Origin of the sequence: Fonticella tunisiensis, from assembly GCF_004364155.1 — a bacterium.
Taxonomy (GTDB): Bacteria; Bacillota; Clostridia; order Clostridiales; family Caloramatoraceae; genus Fonticella; species Fonticella tunisiensis.
Window position 1 is genome coordinate 107724 of the sequence record NZ_SOAZ01000008.1, and the last position, 17897, is coordinate 125620.

At 36.3% G+C, this 17897-nt stretch carries 19 protein-coding genes; 18 read left to right on the plus strand and 1 reads right to left on the minus strand.

From position 1 onward, the window contains the following. Positions 1–5: 5 nt before the first annotated feature. The 14 genes from EDD71_RS06550 to EDD71_RS06615 all read left to right on the plus strand — a co-directional run bounded on the left by EDD71_RS06550 (position 6) and on the right by EDD71_RS06615 (position 11364). A complete protein-coding gene (locus EDD71_RS06550) occupies positions 6–857 on the plus strand; it encodes a site-2 protease family protein (protein ID WP_133627947.1) in 852 nt (283 codons plus the stop codon). Positions 858–859: 2 nt separating this feature from the next. After that, on the plus strand, positions 860–2728 hold the full coding sequence (locus EDD71_RS06555) for a TIGR03960 family B12-binding radical SAM protein (protein WP_133627948.1): 1869 nt from the start codon (positions 860–862) through the stop codon (positions 2726–2728). Further along, positions 2694–3395, plus strand: a complete 702-nt coding sequence (locus EDD71_RS06560; protein WP_133627949.1) for a TIGR03936 family radical SAM-associated protein — start codon at positions 2694–2696, stop codon at positions 3393–3395. Before EDD71_RS06555 ends, EDD71_RS06560 begins: the two co-directional genes overlap by 35 nt. A 4-nt stretch (positions 3396–3399) precedes the next feature. Further along, on the plus strand, positions 3400–4899 hold the full coding sequence (locus EDD71_RS06565; RefSeq protein WP_166636369.1) for an Rne/Rng family ribonuclease: 1500 nt from the start codon (positions 3400–3402) through the stop codon (positions 4897–4899). Positions 4900–5045: 146 nt separating this feature from the next. Continuing rightward, positions 5046–5357 carry a 50S ribosomal protein L21 gene (gene rplU / locus EDD71_RS06570; protein ID WP_133627951.1) on the plus strand — a complete coding sequence of 104 codons (312 nt, stop codon included), beginning with the start codon at positions 5046–5048 and terminating at the stop codon, positions 5355–5357. Then, positions 5357–5659, plus strand: a complete 303-nt coding sequence (gene rpmA, locus EDD71_RS06575; RefSeq protein WP_423244804.1) for a 50S ribosomal protein L27 — start codon at positions 5357–5359, stop codon at positions 5657–5659. Before rplU ends, rpmA begins: the two co-directional genes overlap by 1 nt. A gap of 92 nt (positions 5660–5751) precedes the next feature. Then, positions 5752–6324 carry a Spo0B domain-containing protein gene (locus EDD71_RS06580; protein ID WP_133627953.1) on the plus strand — a complete coding sequence of 191 codons (573 nt, stop codon included), beginning with the start codon at positions 5752–5754 and terminating at the stop codon, positions 6322–6324. Between the two features lie 23 nt (positions 6325–6347). Next, positions 6348–7616, plus strand: a complete 1269-nt coding sequence (gene obgE, locus EDD71_RS06585) for a GTPase ObgE (RefSeq protein WP_133627954.1) — start codon at positions 6348–6350, stop codon at positions 7614–7616. Positions 7617–7626: 10 nt separating this feature from the next. Then, on the plus strand, positions 7627–7932 hold the full coding sequence (gene yhbY, locus EDD71_RS06590) for a ribosome assembly RNA-binding protein YhbY (RefSeq protein WP_133627955.1): 306 nt from the start codon (positions 7627–7629) through the stop codon (positions 7930–7932). A 124-nt stretch (positions 7933–8056) separates the two neighbouring features. Further along, positions 8057–8662, plus strand: a complete 606-nt coding sequence (gene nadD / locus EDD71_RS06595; RefSeq protein ID WP_133627956.1) for a nicotinate-nucleotide adenylyltransferase — start codon at positions 8057–8059, stop codon at positions 8660–8662. 1 nt (position 8663) lies between these two features. Further along, the gene (gene yqeK / locus EDD71_RS06600) at positions 8664–9230 is read left to right on the plus strand and encodes a bis(5'-nucleosyl)-tetraphosphatase (symmetrical) YqeK (protein WP_133627966.1); all 567 of its coding nucleotides are present in this window, start codon (positions 8664–8666) and stop codon (positions 9228–9230) included. A gap of 8 nt (positions 9231–9238) precedes the next feature. Continuing rightward, positions 9239–10465 carry an LCP family protein gene (locus EDD71_RS06605; protein ID WP_166636370.1) on the plus strand — a complete coding sequence of 409 codons (1227 nt, stop codon included), beginning with the start codon at positions 9239–9241 and terminating at the stop codon, positions 10463–10465. 58 nt (positions 10466–10523) lie between these two features. Further along, entirely contained in the window at positions 10524–10871 is a 348-nt protein-coding gene (rsfS, locus tag EDD71_RS06610; RefSeq protein ID WP_243116416.1) for a ribosome silencing factor, read from the plus strand. Between the two features lie 109 nt (positions 10872–10980). Continuing rightward, positions 10981–11364 carry a RidA family protein gene (locus tag EDD71_RS06615; protein WP_133627958.1) on the plus strand — a complete coding sequence of 128 codons (384 nt, stop codon included), beginning with the start codon at positions 10981–10983 and terminating at the stop codon, positions 11362–11364. Between the two features lie 11 nt (positions 11365–11375). Here EDD71_RS06615 and EDD71_RS06620 read toward each other — a convergent pair whose 3' ends face one another. Then, positions 11376–12632: a D-alanyl-D-alanine carboxypeptidase family protein gene (locus tag EDD71_RS06620; protein WP_133627959.1), complete on the minus strand. Its 1257-nt coding sequence runs from the start codon at positions 12630–12632 to the stop codon at positions 11376–11378. 108 nt (positions 12633–12740) lie between these two features. On the opposite strand from EDD71_RS06620, the gene EDD71_RS06625 reads away from it, so the two are divergent. Genes EDD71_RS06625 through selB form a run of 4 tightly spaced genes read left to right on the plus strand, consistent with a single transcriptional unit; the run spans position 12741 to position 17778 of the window. Then, positions 12741–13334 (plus strand): helix-hairpin-helix domain-containing protein, encoded by a 594-nt coding sequence (locus tag EDD71_RS06625; RefSeq protein ID WP_133627960.1) that lies wholly within the window; start codon positions 12741–12743, stop codon positions 13332–13334. A gap of 58 nt (positions 13335–13392) precedes the next feature. Then, positions 13393–14427, plus strand: a complete 1035-nt coding sequence (gene selD, locus EDD71_RS06630; protein WP_133627961.1) for a selenide, water dikinase SelD — start codon at positions 13393–13395, stop codon at positions 14425–14427. 43 nt (positions 14428–14470) lie between these two features. Next, complete coding sequence (gene selA / locus EDD71_RS06635; protein WP_133627962.1) at positions 14471–15859, plus strand: L-seryl-tRNA(Sec) selenium transferase; 1389 nt, start codon at positions 14471–14473, stop codon at positions 15857–15859. Between the two features lie 11 nt (positions 15860–15870). Continuing rightward, a complete protein-coding gene (gene selB, locus EDD71_RS06640; protein WP_133627963.1) occupies positions 15871–17778 on the plus strand; it encodes a selenocysteine-specific translation elongation factor in 1908 nt (635 codons plus the stop codon). Positions 17779–17897 lie beyond the last annotated feature (119 nt).

Sequence of the window (17897 nt, forward strand, 5' to 3'; positions counted from 1 at the left end):
CTATTATGGATTATAAATACATTGTAAAAAATATTGTTTCAATAATAGTACTCATCATTGCTTCACTTCTGATAAAGAATTACATTTTATATGTGGTATTTATATTTATTCATGAAGTAAGCCACTGTATTACGGGACTTCTTTTAGGCTATAAGTACAGAAGGTTCTATATTTTACCCTTTGGCTTATATGTTTATTTTGAGGATGAATTTATTAAGCCCCTTGATGATATAAAGATAAGTATGTCAGGGCCCTTAATAAATTTTGTTTTTTTTGTGTTTTTTTACATTCTTTCAAAAAGAGGCTTGAATGGATGTGAGCTCTTGAAAAATATAAACCTTGTCCTTGGAATATTTAATTTAATTCCTGCAGGATTTCTTGACGGAGGAAGAATTTTAAGAGTTATTATATCATACAACATAAGCTTCTATTATGCATATAAAATAATCAATTTGAATGGATTGCTTCTGGGATGTATAATAGTTGTTGTGTCGTTGTTCAGGGACTTAGATATTGAGAACCTGTTTTTTATATTTCTGGGAGTTATGGTGATTATAAAAAGTATATGGAATAAAGGGCAAATACTTATAAAAACTATAAGTGATGTTTTGTATAAACAAAGAATGTTTAATTCCATTAAATTTTTAAAGGTTGAATATAGAGTTTTTTCAAATGAGATAACCCTTGTTGATATTATAAAGCTTTTTTGCTTTAATAAATATTATATGGTTCTTAATGCTTTTCAAGGGAAGCCTGATTTTACCATTAGCGAAATGGATATCATAAAGTATTATTTGAGATATGGAAACATTTCATTAGGGAGATGTATGTCATATTTAAATACACAGGAGGAATGAAAATGGTGGATATTGGCAACGAAATATTATTGTCTGTCTCAAAGCCTGCGAGATATACGGGCGGAGAGATAAATGCAGTATATAAGGATCCGAAAAGTGTGGATGTCAGGTTTGCTATGTGTTTTCCTGACGTGTACGAAGTAGGCATGTCGCATCTGGGAATTAAAATACTTTATCATAAGATAAACGATAGGGAAGACTCCTATTGTGAGAGGGTGTTTGCACCATGGCCTGATATGGAAAGCAAAATGAGGGAGAATAACATACCCCTGTATGGACTTGAATCAAAGGATCCAATTAGTAAATTTGATTTTGTAGGTTTTACACTTCAATACGAGATGAGTTATACAAATATTATAAACATGCTTGATCTTGCAGGAATACCATTTTTAAGCAGTCAGAGGGCTAAGGGGCCTTTTGTTATTTTTGGAGGGCCCTGTGCATATAATCCTGAGCCTCTGGCGGATATTGCAGATTTCTTTGTTCTGGGCGAAGCTGAAGAGGTAATCGATGAAATACTGGATATTTATATTAAATGGAAAAAGAGCAGGGCTTCAAGGATTGAATTCCTGGAGGAAGTTAGCAGAATACAGGGTATTTATGTTCCTTCATTCTACGACATTGAATATAACGAGGATGGAACAATAAAAAGAAGAGTGCAAAAGAAAAGGCAATATCCTGAAGTAATAACCAAGCGGATTATCGAAGACATTGATAAAAGTTATTATCCTGATAAACTTGTGGTGCCACTAACTGAAATAGTACATGATAGAATCATGATAGAGACCTTTAGGGGATGTACAAGAGGATGCAGATTCTGTCAGGCTGGAATGATTTACAGGCCTGTCAGGGAGCGTAAAACAGCGACCATCACTGAACTTGCTGAAAAACTTATTAAGAGCACTGGATATGATGAAATTTCATTGACGTCGCTGAGCATATGTGATTACTCCGATATAAAAAACCTCGTAACAACACTTGTAAAAAATCATGAAGAGGATAAGGTAGGAATTTCGCTACCTTCACTTAGAATAGATTCATTTTCTGTTGATTTGATCAATGAAATACAAAAAATCAGAAAAACAGGATTAACCTTTGCACCAGAAGCTGGAAGCCAGAGAATGAGGGATGTTATTAATAAGGGGGTTACGGAGGAGGATCTCATAAATTCTGCAAAGAGCGCCTTTGAATCCGGCTGGAGTTCCATAAAGCTCTATTTTATGATAGGGCTTCCATTTGAAACCTTTGAGGATGTAGAGGGAATCGCTAAACTCGCTGAAAAGGTTGTTGATACTTACTATTCTATTCCAAAGAATAAAAGGAAAAAAGGGCTGAATGTAACCGTTAGTACATCATCCTTTGTTCCAAAGCCCTTTACCCCATTTCAGTGGGAACCACAGGATAGAATAGAGGTGCTTGTGGAAAAGCAGAAATTCCTCAAAGAGAAAATAAAGAGTAAGAGTATAACCTACAACTGGCATGAATCTCCCATAAGCTTTCTAGAAGCCGTATTTTCAAGGGGAGACAGAAGGCTTACGAAGGTTCTTATTAAAGCATGGGAACTTGGCTGCAAGTTTGATGGATGGCAGGAATACTTCGATTATGACAAATGGATGGAGGCTTTTAAAGCATGCGGAGTAGATCCCGAATTTTATGCATATAGGAGAAGAAGCCTTGATGAAATCCTTCCATGGGATTTTATAGATGTCGGTGTGACAAAAGCTTATCTTAAAAGAGAGCTTAAGATGGCACAGGAAGGGGCGCTAACCAGGGACTGCAGGCTGGGGTGTACCGGCTGCGGTATTACAGCATATTTGAAAGGCGGTGAATGCTTCAATGGAGCGAATCTTAATAAAGTTTACCAAGAATAACGAAGCCAGGTTTATATCCCACCTCGACACCATGAGAACGCTTCAGAGGGCTTTTAGAAGGGCAGGCATTAAGGTTGCTTATTCAAAGGGATATAATCCTCACCCTAGTTTGTCAATTGCAGCACCACTTTCCCTTGGTATATCAAGCAATGGGGAATATGCAGACGTTGAGCTTAGCGAATATATTCCACAGGAGGAGTTTATAAAAAGGCTCAATGAACAGCTGCCGCAGGGTATTCAGGTTTTAAAAGTTATCTATATTGAAAAAAAACTTCCGCCTTCCATGTCAGCAGTGATGGGGGCAGAATACCACATAAAGCTAAAGCACAATCTCAAATTTGAAGATTTAACCGATGTAGTTAACCGTATAATGTCATCAAAGGAAATTATTAAAGAAAAGAAAACCAAGACGGGAGTAAAAATGGTGAATATAAGGCCATTGATAAGGGATATAGCTATAAAAGCATGGAACGTTGATTCTGTTGTTTTTAAATGCTATTTATGCGCAGGAAGCAGGTATAATCTTAATCCCGAGATTATTGTTGACGTGCTCAAGGAGTATTCAGAAAATAGAATATATGGCTTCCCGGAGATAGTTAGGGAAGACATTTATTCTATAGAGGATGAAAAATGGATTGTGCTTGATGAGTACTTCTCAGGGAAGTGATTTGATGAAGGAGTTATATATAGATAGGGGTATTACACAATGCAGGGCTGGTTTATATGAAGACGGAAGATTAATAGATCTTCATATTGAAAACAGCGATATAGGCAATTTAGCTGGTAATATATATATTGGAAGGATTGAGAATGTTGTAACGGGACTTAACGCTGCCTTTGTTAATATTGGTACTGGTAAAAATGCTCTTTTGCACTTTGAAGACACAGCAGGCACATCCGATTTAAAAAGAGGTCAGGATATAATCGTTCAGGTTATAAGGGAAGGGGCAGGTGATAAAGGGCCAAGAGTAACAGGCAGGATAAGAATTCCGGGTAAATACATCGTGCTCCTTCCAGGGAGCAGATATACAGGCATATCCCGAAAAATAAGTGATGAGGGTTTAAGAAGCCGTCTTAAAAACCTTTCGAAGAATTTTGCCGAAGAGGGATTTGGACTGATAATAAGAAGTGAGGCTTCGAATGCTCGCGATGAGGATATAATAAAAGAATATGAATATTTAAAACTGCTCTGGCAGGATATTGTCAATAAGTGTAGATATATAAAACCGCCTGTTTTACTTTTCAACTCCAGAAGATTTATAGATTACATTTTCAGGGAGTTCGTTAAACAGGATATAGAATATATATATGTAAACAATGATGAGGACTTAACCCATCTTAAGGTTATGATAAAAAATTTTTATCCCGCATCATGTATTAAAGTAAAGTATGACATGTATAACTTCAGCAGGTTTGATAAATTGGAAAGGGATATTGAAGCTCTGTTTAATAAAAGAATCAATCTCCCCTCGGGAGGATATCTTTTGATTGACAGGACTGAAGCCTTTACTTCTATTGATGTTAATACAGGCAGTTCTATTGCAAATAGTGAAGATAAGGATATTATTTTTAATACTAACATAGAAGCCTGCAGCGCCATAAGGAAAGCTGTAGTACTTTTAAACCTTTCAGGCATAATTTTGATTGATTTTATTGATATGCGCATCAGCGAAGAACGGGAGCAGATATTGCTTTTTTTAAAGGAGCAATTTAAAAGCGACAGGATCTCAAGCAGAATATACGGTTTTACCTCCCTTGGGCTCGTGGAAATGGCAAGATCAAGGAAGGGAAAAAGAACTTCGGAGCTTGTTTATTTTGACGAGGGGAAAGATATATATAGTTCAGCCTTTGCACTTAAAAGTATTGAAAACACGTGCGCCAGACTTTCAAGGCAATATAATAAAAATAAATTTAGATTACATGTATCTTCATATTTGTTTGACGAGCTGGGAGCTACCTATAAAGACTTTCAAAAGCTCATGTTAGAACGATACGGTGTATTCTTAGAATTTATTAAGGCAGATTTCATTGAAAATTATCGTTTTAGAGATTATGATGAGGAAGATTACGCAAAGGTTGAATTGAACAATAAAACCATAATGGGAAAAGTAATAAAATATGAAGAAAACAACGAAGGTGTAGTTTCCATTGATATTAAAATTCATGATTAGGGAGTCAAATTTATTCCAAAAATGCACTATAAAAGTTGACAACATAGTACAGCTATGATAGAATGGCATTTGTAGACCGCACGGAGCAGGCTTTAAACGCACAGCGTGCCTGTCTAACGGCGAGACTGGTAGGAGGAGGTGTTCAAATGTACGCAATAATAGCAACTGGAGGAAAGCAGTACAGAGTACAAGAAGGAGATGTTCTTTTTGTTGAAAAGCTAAATGCTGAAGCAAATTCAACTGTTGAAATCAACGAAGTTCTTGCTGTTTCAAAGGATGGTAAGTTAACTGTTGGCACACCTGTGGTTGAAGGAGCAAAGGTTGTAGCTACTGTATTAAAGCATGGTAAGGCTAAGAAGATAATAGTTTTCAAATTCAAGAAGAAGAAGGACTATAGAAGAAAGCAGGGCCATCGTCAACCATATACTCAAATTAAGATTGAAAAAATCGAAGCTTAATGAACATATATACCCTTTGTAAGGAGGTGTTATTAATGGCACACAAAAAAGGTGTGGGTAGTTCCAAGAACGGTAGAGACAGCGAATCCAAACGCCTTGGAGTGAAGAGGGCAGATGGACAATATGTGCTTGCAGGCAACATACTTGTAAGACAGAGGGGAACTAAAATACATCCTGGTGAAAATGTTGGAATCGGCAAGGATGATACACTATTCGCCAAGGTTCATGGTATTGTTAGATTCGAAAGAATGGGAAGAGACAAAAAGAAGGTTAGCGTATATCCCGTTGATATAGCTCAATAATTTTGCACCCTTTTGGGTGCTTTTTTATTGATTAAAATGTCAGCCTTGTTTTAATTGATCCTTAACACCCTTTGATTTTAAGGAGTGGTAATATGAGAAAAGATGATTGGAAATTCAGATATGCTGTTGAACAGATGCGCATTCAAAGGCATGACTTTATGAATTATCTGCAGATAATATATGGATATATACAAGTAAATAAGTCTCAGGAAGCTGTAAATTATATAAAGAGAATAAACAGAAAAATGGCAGATATGAGTATGGTTTTTAATCTAGAATGTCCTGAATTTTCACTACTTATTCAGGACTATATGAATTACTGCATGAAAAATGGAAGTGAGTTTGAGTTCACATGCGAGCTGGAATGTATATCTAATGATTTCATATCAAAAAATATAGAAGATATAAAAAAAGCATTTGATTTGATAAAGGAAAATAGAGTATTTCAGGTACTAGATAAAAACAGAATATATGCTCATCTATCCGGAGAGCCGCACCATTTTAAGCTATCTCTTTCTAATGTTAATATCGCTAAAGAAAAGGAAGTGCTCTACGATAAATCTGCAGAACACAGTGAAATTTTGTACAGCATGTCAGAGTGCAGTTTGAAAATAAACAGAAGAAAAAATGACATATATGTTATACTCGAAGTGGGCAAAAACTGATCAAACAATAGGCAGGTGATAAAATGTTTGTAGATGTTGCAAAAATATATGTGAAAGCAGGTGATGGTGGAAATGGATCTGTTTCCTTCCGCAGAGAAAAATATGTTCCATTTGGCGGTCCGGATGGAGGTGATGGAGGAGATGGAGGAGATATAGTCTTCGTTGTTGACAATGGGATGAGAACGCTCCTCGACTTTAAATATAAAAAGAAATATGAGGCTCAGAGTGGAGCTAACGGTGCAGGAAGCAATATGTTTGGCAGGGATGGAGAAGACTTAATTTTAAAGGTTCCACCTGGTACCGTTATTAGAGATGCAGAAACAAACAGGATAATTGCTGATCTTACAAAGGAAGGGCAGAGAGCAACTGTTGCAAAGGGCGGGAGAGGGGGAAGAGGTAACGCAAGATTTGCAACTCCTACAAGGCAGGCTCCGGATTTTGCTGAACCTGGAATGCCCGGCGAAGAAAGATGGGTTGTGCTGGAATTAAAGCTTTTAGCAGATGTAGGTCTCATCGGTTTTCCAAACGTAGGTAAATCAACTATTCTTTCCATGGTGACAGGGGCTAAGCCCAAAATAGCTAATTATCATTTTACAACTCTTACTCCAAACCTTGGAGTGGTTGATATACATGGAGCAAAGGGATTTGTTTTAGCTGACATACCTGGACTTATAGAGGGAGCACACGAGGGGGTAGGTCTCGGTATTGAATTCTTGAGACATGTTGAAAGGACAAGACTTTTAGTACACGTAATAGATGTGTCGGGCATTGAGGGAAGGGACCCTGTGGATGATTTTTATAAAATAAATGAAGAGCTTAAACTATACAGCGAGAAGCTTGCAAATAAACCCCAATTGGTCGCTGCCAACAAATCAGATATACCCGGCTCAGAGGAAAATTTAAAAAGGCTTAAAGAAGAGATGGATAAAATAGGTATAAAAGTATTTAAGATATCAGCAGCTACCAACCAAGGGCTAAGGGAGCTTATGCTGTACGTTTCAAGCCTGCTTGACACTATTCCAGTGGAAGAGGCTGAAGAAGAAGAGATGTTTATTCCGGAAGAGAAGCGTTTTACATATGAAATTAAAAGAGACGATGATGGAGCCTTTGTTATCAGTGGTTCCTTTGTAGATAGGCTTCTAATGAGCGCCAACATTTATGACAGTGAATCCCTTAAATATTTCCATAAGGTCTTGGAAAAACATGGAATAATTCAAAAACTTAAGGATATGGGAATAGAAGACGGGGATACGGTTCGAATGAATGACTTTGAGTTTGAATTTGTGGAATAGAGGTGAAGGTATGCTGACGGGAAAACAGAGAAGCTATTTAAGAGCCTTAGGAAATAATATTAATCCTGTTTTGCAGATAGGGAAAAATGGAATAGACGAAGCTTTTCTCAGGCAGGTCGATGAAACTCTGGAGGCAAGGGAACTTATTAAGTTAACTGTGCTGAAAAACAGCCTTCTTAGCGCCAGGGAATGCTGTGATGAAATTTGTGAGGCGCTAAATGCGGAACCTGTCCAGGTGATTGGAAACAAATTTGTTATTTATAGAAGGGCCAAGGAGAAACCAAAAATAGAGCTTCCAGTATATCAGAAAAAATGAAAACCAATATACTTCGGGTTGGATGAGCTTTGCTTGTCTAACCCTTTTTAATGATGCACATAGTTTTGTTTATGTAGTAAATTTGCTATAATAAAATGTATAATATTAACTGGAAGGTGTACATATGAAAAAGATTGGCATAATGGGAGGCACTTTTAATCCAATACATATCGGCCATTTGATTGCTGCTCAGGAAGTACTGGAAAAGATGAATTTTGATAAGATCTTATTTATGCCTGTGGGAGATCCACCTCATAAAACTGGAAGTGATGTTATATCTGCTGAGCACAGGTTTGAAATGGTCAAATTGGCTATTGAAAATAATGAAAAATTTGAAGTAAGCGATATAGAAGTTAAAAGAAGGGGAAAAACTTACACATACGACACTCTGCTTGAGCTTGGAAATCTTAACACCAATACAAGTTTTTATTTTATCGTAGGCTATGATACTCTAAGGGATATGGACAGCTGGAAAAGAATAGATGATGTTTTTAAACTTTCCTCCTTCGTAGTTGTAAACAGGGGAAACGATTATACTGACATGAAGAAGGAAATTGACAAAAAAGTAAAGAAGTATTCAGCAAACATATACCTTGTAGATATTCCTGATATCGAGATATCATCAACAGAAATAAGAAAGAAAGTTTCAGAAAATAAAAGTATAAGATATATGGTCCCTGATAAGGTTTTGGAATACATATTAAATAAAGGTCTTTACAGAGGTGAATAAGATGAAACCATATGAATATATAAAGGAAAAAGTTAGAGAAAGGCTTGGAGAAAAAAGGTTTAATCATTCATTAAGGGTAGAAAAGGAAGCTGTGAAGCTTGGGAAAATTTATGGTGAGAATATTGAAAAGTGCAAAATAGCGGCAATAACCCATGATATTGCAAAGCAACTTACGGATGATGAACTTTTAAAGGAGAGTAAAAGATATGGGATTAGCGTAGACGATATACAGCTTAAGTCCCCTCAGCTGCTTCATGGTTATGTGGGAGCTGAATACTGCAGGGAAGAGTTTGATATTAAGGATAGGGATATATTAAATGCTATTGCTTTTCATACAACTGGCCGTAAAAATATGACCCTTCTTGAAAAAATAATCTTTCTTGCTGATTTAATTGAAGAAGAAAGAAGTTTTCCAGGTGTTTCAGATATAAGAAGGGCGGCGATTTCAAATCTTGACGAGGCATTAATCCTATCCTGTAACAGCACATTAATATATGTAATTAATAGAAATCTCCTGGTACATCCTTTAACCATTGAGTTTAGAAATAGTTTATTATTAAAAGGATGAAAAATAGTATGGAAAAATCAAGAACTGCCAGAAATAAAAATAAGAAAAGAAACTTTATTTCAATATTTTTTTTGATTGTTTTAGGTCTATCTCTTATATTTTTTGCATACGGCTATAATATTCTTAGAGGATTTAGCCGGGACAGCATACAGCCTAAAAAGGTTAAATTCAGCGATCCCGTAAATATTCTGATTTTAGGGGTTGATGCAGGAGATTATAATAATAAATCGCAAAATAACCCAAAAAGATCTGATACCATGTTGCTTATTAGATATGTTCCCAAGAATGATAAAGTTTTTATGCTGTCCATTCCAAGGGATACGAGGGTTAATATCAATGGCCATGCTGCTAAAATAAACAGTGCCCATGCTGTTGGAGGTCCCAAAACCGCAATAGAAGCAGTTGAAAAACTCCTTGGAATTGAAATAAACTACTATGTTAGGATAGATTATGAAGGTTTCAGAAAATGCATAGATGCAATTGGTGGTATTGATGTAATAATTCCAAGGAATATGGATTATGACGCTAATGACATACATATACATTTTAAAAAAGGGGAAAAAATCCATCTTGATGGAAAGGGTGCGGAGGCATTTGTCAGGTGGCGTAAAAATAATGATGGTTCCGGATATGAGATGGGGGATCTTGGAAGACAGGAAACGCAGCAGGAGTTTATACTGAAGATTATTGAAAAATTAAAGACACCTTCGGGAATCATAAGGTTTCCTTTACTTATGAATACAGTTTCCAAGTATATAAAAACAAATCTGGAACCTGAAGATATTTTAATATATGCTTTGAAGCTTAAAAACATCGATGTTTCTAAAATTGAAAGGAAGATGCTCCAAGGAGAACCTCAATATATTGGCGGTGTTTCCTACTTCATATATAACGGGGAAAAGAATGTGGAGTATTTGAAGAATTTCAGAGGAGGTATAAGCACAGATAAAGTGGAAATAGATAGAAGCGACATAAAAGTTACAGTGCTTAACGCTGCAGGAGAGTCGGGTCTTGCATCAAAATATAAGGATGAACTGATTAAAATGGGATACAAAATTGTTGAAACGGGAAACTATCCAAGGAAAATTAATACTTCAATGATAAGGGATTATAGTTTAAAGGATTATGGGCATATAGTTCAAAGAGATTTGAACTTTGGCAATGTAATCAAAATGAAGGAAAACAGTGGTGAATCAGAGGTAGTTGTAATACTTGGAAGGGATAGTGTAAAATAATTTTATCCATAAGTAAAATAAAGGCATATTTATATACTAAGATAAAAGTTAGGAGGTAATGTTATTGAAAAGCTCATCAAGCATGGCTTACTTTGTTGGGTTAGCGGCCTCTGAAAAAAAGGCGAAGGATATTAGAATACTAAATGTTGGGGACATCTCACCGATTGCCGATTACTTTATCATATGTAGCGGAAATTCAACTGTACAGGTAAGGGCAATCGCCGATGAAATAGAGGAAAAGATGGCAGAAAAGGGATATGAGTTAAACCATAAGGAGGGTTATCAAACTGGAAGGTGGATACTTCTTGATTATGGCAGTATAATAGTCCATATATTTCATAACGAAGACAGGGAATTCTATGGAATTGAAAGACTATGGGCTGATGCTGAGAAAATATCGTTATAGGTCGATATAGGACTTCTTCCAGCTATGGAAGATGGTTCTGCTGTTTAATTGAAAAAACACTTTTAATGTTATAATAATAAATGGTAATTTAAACCAGGAGGTTATACATATGGATAAAGTTATTATAAGCACAAGAAATGCACCTGCTGCTATAGGCCCATATTCCCAGGGAGTTAAAGTTGGGAATTTATTATTTACTTCAGGTCAAATTCCAATAAATCCAACTACAGGTGAACTTGTTACGGGAGATGTTAAGGCTGCAGCAAGACAATCCCTTGAGAACCTGAAAGCATTACTTGAAGCAGGAGGAACAGATCTTGAACATGTTGTAAAAACAGTTGTTTTCTTAAGGGATATTAATGATTTTGCTGCAGTAAACGAGGTATACTCCCAGTATTTTAACGAAAAGATGCCGGCAAGATCGGCTGTTCAGGTTGGTAAACTTCCAAAGGATGCACTTGTCGAAATAGAAGCCATTGCAATAGTTCCATAACACAGCAGGCATTAGAACAGCCTGCTGTGTTTATATCCGGATTTTTTTCTTTTGGTTTTCATTGCTCTATAAAAACCGCTAATAATAAATAGACCGAAGACAGAACCGACACTTAAATATATGATCTTTAATTTTATTCTTTCTTTATAGTAGCCGTTCCCTGTTGATATTAAATTGTACAGGGAGCTTTCATAATTACCTCCGGAAATTAAGGGAATTTTTTTGGTCTTGCTATCTCCAACGGATATGTTAAGGTAACCTATTACGTCGCCCTTCTTTATGCTGGAAAAAGATTTATTCAAAACTACTTCCTTGCTGATTAAGGGCTCGTTGTCCTTTGGGGATGTTATATAGTAATCCTCCGATGGGAATACAGGTATTTGATTTGAATCACCATCGATGTTGATCGTAGAAACTACGTCACTTTTTGATACTATTCTGTTATATGTGAAATTATCAAATCCATAGTTGAAAAGTTTACGCACATCATTGTAGAAATTTGCATCATCCTTTAAAACAACAGCTACAAGCTTTTGATCGCCCTTTGTTGCTGAACCAACAAATGTATGCCTTGCACTTCCGGTATATCCAGTTTTAATTCCATCAGCCCACTGATATCCATGCTTTTGAGTAGTTAGAAGTTTGTTATGGTTTAAAAAGTATCTTGTTTCAGGCTGCTTGTTTGTTGGAGGTATTTGATAGGCTTTTGTAGCGACGATTTTTCTGAATATAGGATTTTCCATAGCCTTTTTAGCTATAAGAGCCATGTCATAGGCTGTTGTATAATGGTTAGGCTCAGGAAGGCCGTTAGGATTTTCAAAGTTAGTATTTTTACATCCAATTTCCTTAGCCTTTTCATTCATCATCTTTGCAAAAGCCTCCTTTGAACCGGCTATATGTTCTGCCAGGGCAAGTGCTGCATCGTTTGCTGATTCAAGCAGGAGAGCATATAGAAGCTGTTCAACTGTCAACTCTTCTCCTTCCAAAAGATATATTTTGCTTCCGTCCTCATAAGGAGGATTTTTTCCAACAACGACCTTATCATCAAGTTTAGTTTTTTCAAGAGTTATTAATGCAGTTATAATTTTTGTAATACTCGCTGGTTCAAATTGCTTATATGCATTTTTTTCGTAAAGTATTTCTCCCGTGTTTAAATCCATAAGAATTGCACCCTCAGCGATTATCGAAGGTTCTTCACTCGCCTTAGCCTTTATTTGTGGTGTTAATATCATACTGATTGTAATCAATAACGCAAGAAACTTTTTCATAGGTACCTCCTTAATAATTGTCCAGTTAATTATATCAAAAAAATCCCATACAAACAATGAAAGGTTTAAAATTGAAAAAATATGTTCACAATCTAACTGGGTGATAACATGGATTTAACAAGAAGAGAAAAAATAGGACTGATTGCTTTTTCAATAATAGTTCTTTTCTTTATTTCAGCAATATATTTTAATAATAAGAAAAAAACTGAAATTGAAGTAGTTAGAAACGTCAATTCCTATCAACCTGAAGGAAAAGCCCAGCCAGATAAGATATCAGTTTATATATGTGGGGAGGTTAAAAAGCCTGGAGTGTATACTCTAAATGATGGGGATAGAATTGAAAAATTAATATCAATGGCGGGTGGCTTTACTGAAAAAGCCGATGTTTTAAGGATTAACCTTGCTGCTAAATTGAAGGATGAGGATTTTATAATAGTCCATCCAAAGGCAGCTCTATCAGAAAACACAGGAGAAATTTCCCAGAGTTTAAGTGCAATAACATCGGATGGTAAAATAAATATAAACACAGCTGGAATCGAGGATCTAAAGAAACTCGATGGAATCGGCGATGCCCTTGCTCAAAGAATAATAGATTACAGGGATAAAAATGGGTACTTTAAAGATATAAAAGATATAAAAAATGTAAGCGGTATTGGAGATTCCAGATTTAAGGCCATTGAGGATAAAATAACAGTTCGTTGACGTTGAATAAGTATTGTGAGATATTATAATATAGTATATAAGAAAGGAGGGCTTAAACATGAAAAATGAAATAAAGCTCACCAATATGACACAGGCCTCGGGATGAGCGGCTAAGATCGGGCCAGATGCCCTGGCACAGGTGCTGTGTCATTTGCCGAAGATAAAAAATGAAAATCTGCTTGTTGGTATAGATACTTCTGACGATGCTGCTGTATATAAAATAAACGATGAAACAGCAGTTATTCAGACCTTGGATTTCTTTACTCCAATAGTGGATGATCCATATACGTTTGGAAAGATAGCTGCAACAAACTCATTAAGCGATGTATATGCTATGGGGGGAGATCCAGTACTTGCTCTCAATATCGCATGCTTTCCAGCCTGTGAGGATATGAATATATTAGGAGAAATACTTCGCGGTGGAGCTGATAAAGTAAAGGAAGCAGGGGCTATTATTGTTGGAGGCCATACTGTAGATGATAGGGAACCAAAATATGGCCTTTCTGTTATGGGAATAGTACACCCTGATAAAATACTTCCCAATGCAAGCTCCAGGCCTGGAGATCTTCTGATACTTACAAAACCAATTGGAACAGGAGTAATAAGCACAGCGTCAAAGGGAGAAATAGCAGAAGAAAAACATATGGATGTAGCCGTAAAATATATGTCTACACTTAATAGGTATGCTGCTGAAAGGGCAAGAAAATATAAAGTCAACGCATGCACTGATATAACTGGTTTTGGACTCGTTGGTCATGCCCTTGAAATGGCGGAAGGCAGTGGGGTGACTATACATTTGGAAAGCAGAAAAGTAAGATATATCGAGGGAGCAGAGGAGTACGCTAAAATGGGCCTAATACCTGCAGGAACCTATAGAAACAAAAAATATGCGGAAGGCAAATATTTGAAGCTTATTGAAGAAGAACATGTTATAGACCTTCTGTTTGATCCGCAGACTTCAGGAGGGTTATTGTATTCTCTTCCTGAAACGGAAGCTAATAGATTAAATAGAGAGCTTAATGAATCTGGAGTGGATAGTTTTATTGTTGGATATGTAACAGAATTTAGAAATAAGCATTTAATTATTGAATAGGTTCAGCATCCCTGAACCTTTATTTTTGTCAGGAGGTTCAATTATGCAAGAGAAAAAAGAGCTTTTAGCATCTCTGCCAAAAGTAGATGCTTTGCTTGGAGAGGAAAGAATAATGAAATTGGAAAATATATCGAGAGTGGTTAAGGTTGAGGCGATAAGGGAAACTCTTGATAAATATCGCAGTGGAATTTTATCCGGCAGCATATTGGAGTTTTCAAAGGATAAAATCCTTGATGAAGTTTTAAAATGTATAAGTAGAAAGGTTCAGCCACATTTGAAAAGAGTTATCAATGGAACAGGCACAATTTTTCATACCAATCTTGGGAGGGCAGTACTTGCAAAAACGGCTGTAGACGCTGTCGTAAACATTGCATCAAAATATAACAACCTTGAATTTGATCTTGAAAATGGAACAAGGGGTTCAAGATATAGCCATGTAGAAGAGCTTTTATGCAAAATAACCGGAGCTGAAGGGGCACTTGTTGTTAACAATAACGCTGCTGCTGTTATGCTGGTATTGTCCACTTTATCGAAGGGAAAGGAAGCTGTTGTTTCAAGGGGGCAGCTTGTAGAAATAGGAGGATCCTTCAGGGTACCAGCTGTTATGGAACAGAGTGGAGCAAAGCTTGTAGAAGTTGGTACAACAAACAGGACCCACCTTTATGATTACGAAAATGCCATAAATGAAAATACAGGGGTTATACTTAAGGTGCATCAGAGCAATTATAAAATACTGGGGTTTACAGAGGAAGTGGAACTGGGTGAACTTATAAAACTTGGAGAAAGGTACAACGTTCCAGTAATCGAGGACATAGGAAGTGGTGTATTCATCGATCTTTCAAAATACGGGCTTACATATGAGCCAACTGTACAAAACAGTATTATGAAGGGAATTGATATTGTTACATTTAGCGGTGATAAGATGCTTGGAGGGCCGCAGGCAGGGATTATTGCCGGTAAGAAAAAATATATAGATATGATTAAGAAAAATCAGCTGACAAGAGCCCTTAGAATAGATAAGATGACACTGGCTGCTTTGGAAGCAACATTAAAGTTGTATCTTGATGAGGATAAGGCTATAAGGGAAATACCGGGGCTTTTCATGCTCACAAAGCCGGCTGAGAAAATAAAAAAAGATGCAGCAAAGCTTATGAGAATGCTCAAAGCCAAATTAAAGGATAGGGCAGTTATAGAAGTTATTGAAGAATATTCCCAGGTTGGGGGAGGGGCCATGCCACTTGAAAAGTTAAAAACCTTTGCTGTTGCATTAAAGTTTAACAATAAATCCATAGAGGATGTTGACAAAGAGCTCAGGAAATGTGATATACCAATAATAACCAGGTTATACAGAGACAGAATGTTAATTGATGTGAGGACATTGTTTGATGATGAATACAAAATAATCGTAAATACCCTTGATAGTCTTGTATAGAGGTGATGAAATTGCAACATGTTATTATCGGTACCGCAGGACATATAGATCATGGAAAAACAACACTAATTAAAGCATTAACAGGAAGGGATACAGATACTTTGAAGGAAGAAAAGGAAAGAGGTATTTCTATAAACCTCGGCTTTACCTATTTCGATCTTCCATCTGGTAGAAGAGCCGGTATTATAGATGTTCCGGGCCATGAAAGGTTTATAAAAAATATGCTTGCGGGTGTTGGAGGAATAGACATTGTTCTCCTTGTCATTGCAGCGGATGAAGGTGTAATGCCCCAGACTAGAGAGCATTTAAACATTCTCGAACTTCTGGACATCAAAAAAGGGATTGTTGTAATTTCAAAGAAGGATATGGTAGATGAAGAATGGCTGAATATGATTGCTGAAGATATAAAGAAAGAATTTAGTACAACCTTTCTGAAGGATGCACCTGTTATTCCGGTATCATCAGTTACCGGAGAAGGCCTTGACAATTTAACAAAAACTATTGATGCTATGACTATGGATTTGGAAAATAGAGATTTAATTACTGATTTTAGAATACCAATAGATCGCGTTTTTACGGTTAGTGGTTTTGGTACGGTTGTAACAGGAACATTGATATCCGGCATTGTAAATGAGGGAGATGAATGTGAAGTATATACAAGTGGGATAAAAACGAGAATAAGAGGTATTCAAGTTCACGAAAAATCTGTTAAAACAGCATACGCAGGACAAAGAGTTGCCATAAACCTTGCAGGAGTGAAAATCGGTGAAGTTAAGCGCGGCGATGTTGTTTCAAGACCTGGAGCTATGATAAATTCTCTTATGATAGACTGCAGGCTTAACTACCTTAAAGATGCACCAAGACCTTTAAAAAACAGGGATAGGATAAGATTATACCATGGAACCTCTGAAATACTTGGAAGAATAGTGATACTTGATAAGGAAATAGTAAATCCTGGAGAAAGTGCTCTGATACAAGTAAGGCTGGAATCTCCAATTGCAGCAAGAAGAGGAGACAAATATGTAATAAGGAGTTATTCTCCCATGCATACAATTGGGGGAGGGACGATTCTTGAACCCAACCCTGTTAAACATAAATACTTTGATAAAAACGTTATTGAAGAGTTACTCCTAAAGGAAAAAGGGGATCCTGTAGATGTCGTTGAGCAGACAATAAAAATGAACAGCCAGCTTTATCCATTAAAAGAGGATATTATAAAGTTGTCAGGAAAGGGAATAGCTGACATAGATAGTATTATTAAGAAGCTTTTAAGGGAGAGGAAAATAATTGAAATACTGTTAAGTGAAGGAAATGTATATATTCATAACGATTATCTAAAGGATATAAAATCCAGGGCCATTAAACTCTTAAATGAATTTCACAAAAACAATCCCTTGAAAGCTGGAATTTCAAAGGAGGAGTTCAAGGCTAAGATTTTTGGTAAATCTATAAAACAAAAGATATTTGATGCGCTTATTGAGCTTCTTAAAGTTGATACTTTAAAGACTGGAGAAGATGTAGTGTGGAGAATTGACTTTGAAGTAAAGTTTGACAATAGCCAGATGGAGATTAAAAATAAAATAATTAAAGCTTTCAATGACGCAAAATTTCAACCCCCAAAACCTGAGGAGCTGATGAAATCCTTTGGAAAAGAAGAAAAGGCAGCAAGGATAGTTTTTAATGCCCTTGTTGATATGGGTATTATCATTAAGATTAACGAAGATATCTATTTAACCTCAGACAACTTTAAAGAGGCAAAAGAAAGTGTCATACATTTTATTGGGGCAAGGGGAGAAATTACGGCGGCTGAATTCAGGGATTTAATAGGCTCAAGTAGGAAATATGCGATTTCTATACTTGAATACTTCGATTCTATTAAGTTAACAAAAAGAATAGGGGATAAAAGAGTAATGATGTAGGCATTTTCCATAGAAAAACAGAAGTTTCGCAGCTAAAAAAATAAATAGGGCGTAGCCCCTTGATATGTAATGGTTTAGATGAATAATAATTGAAATATGTAAATTCCGATTTTTACTGG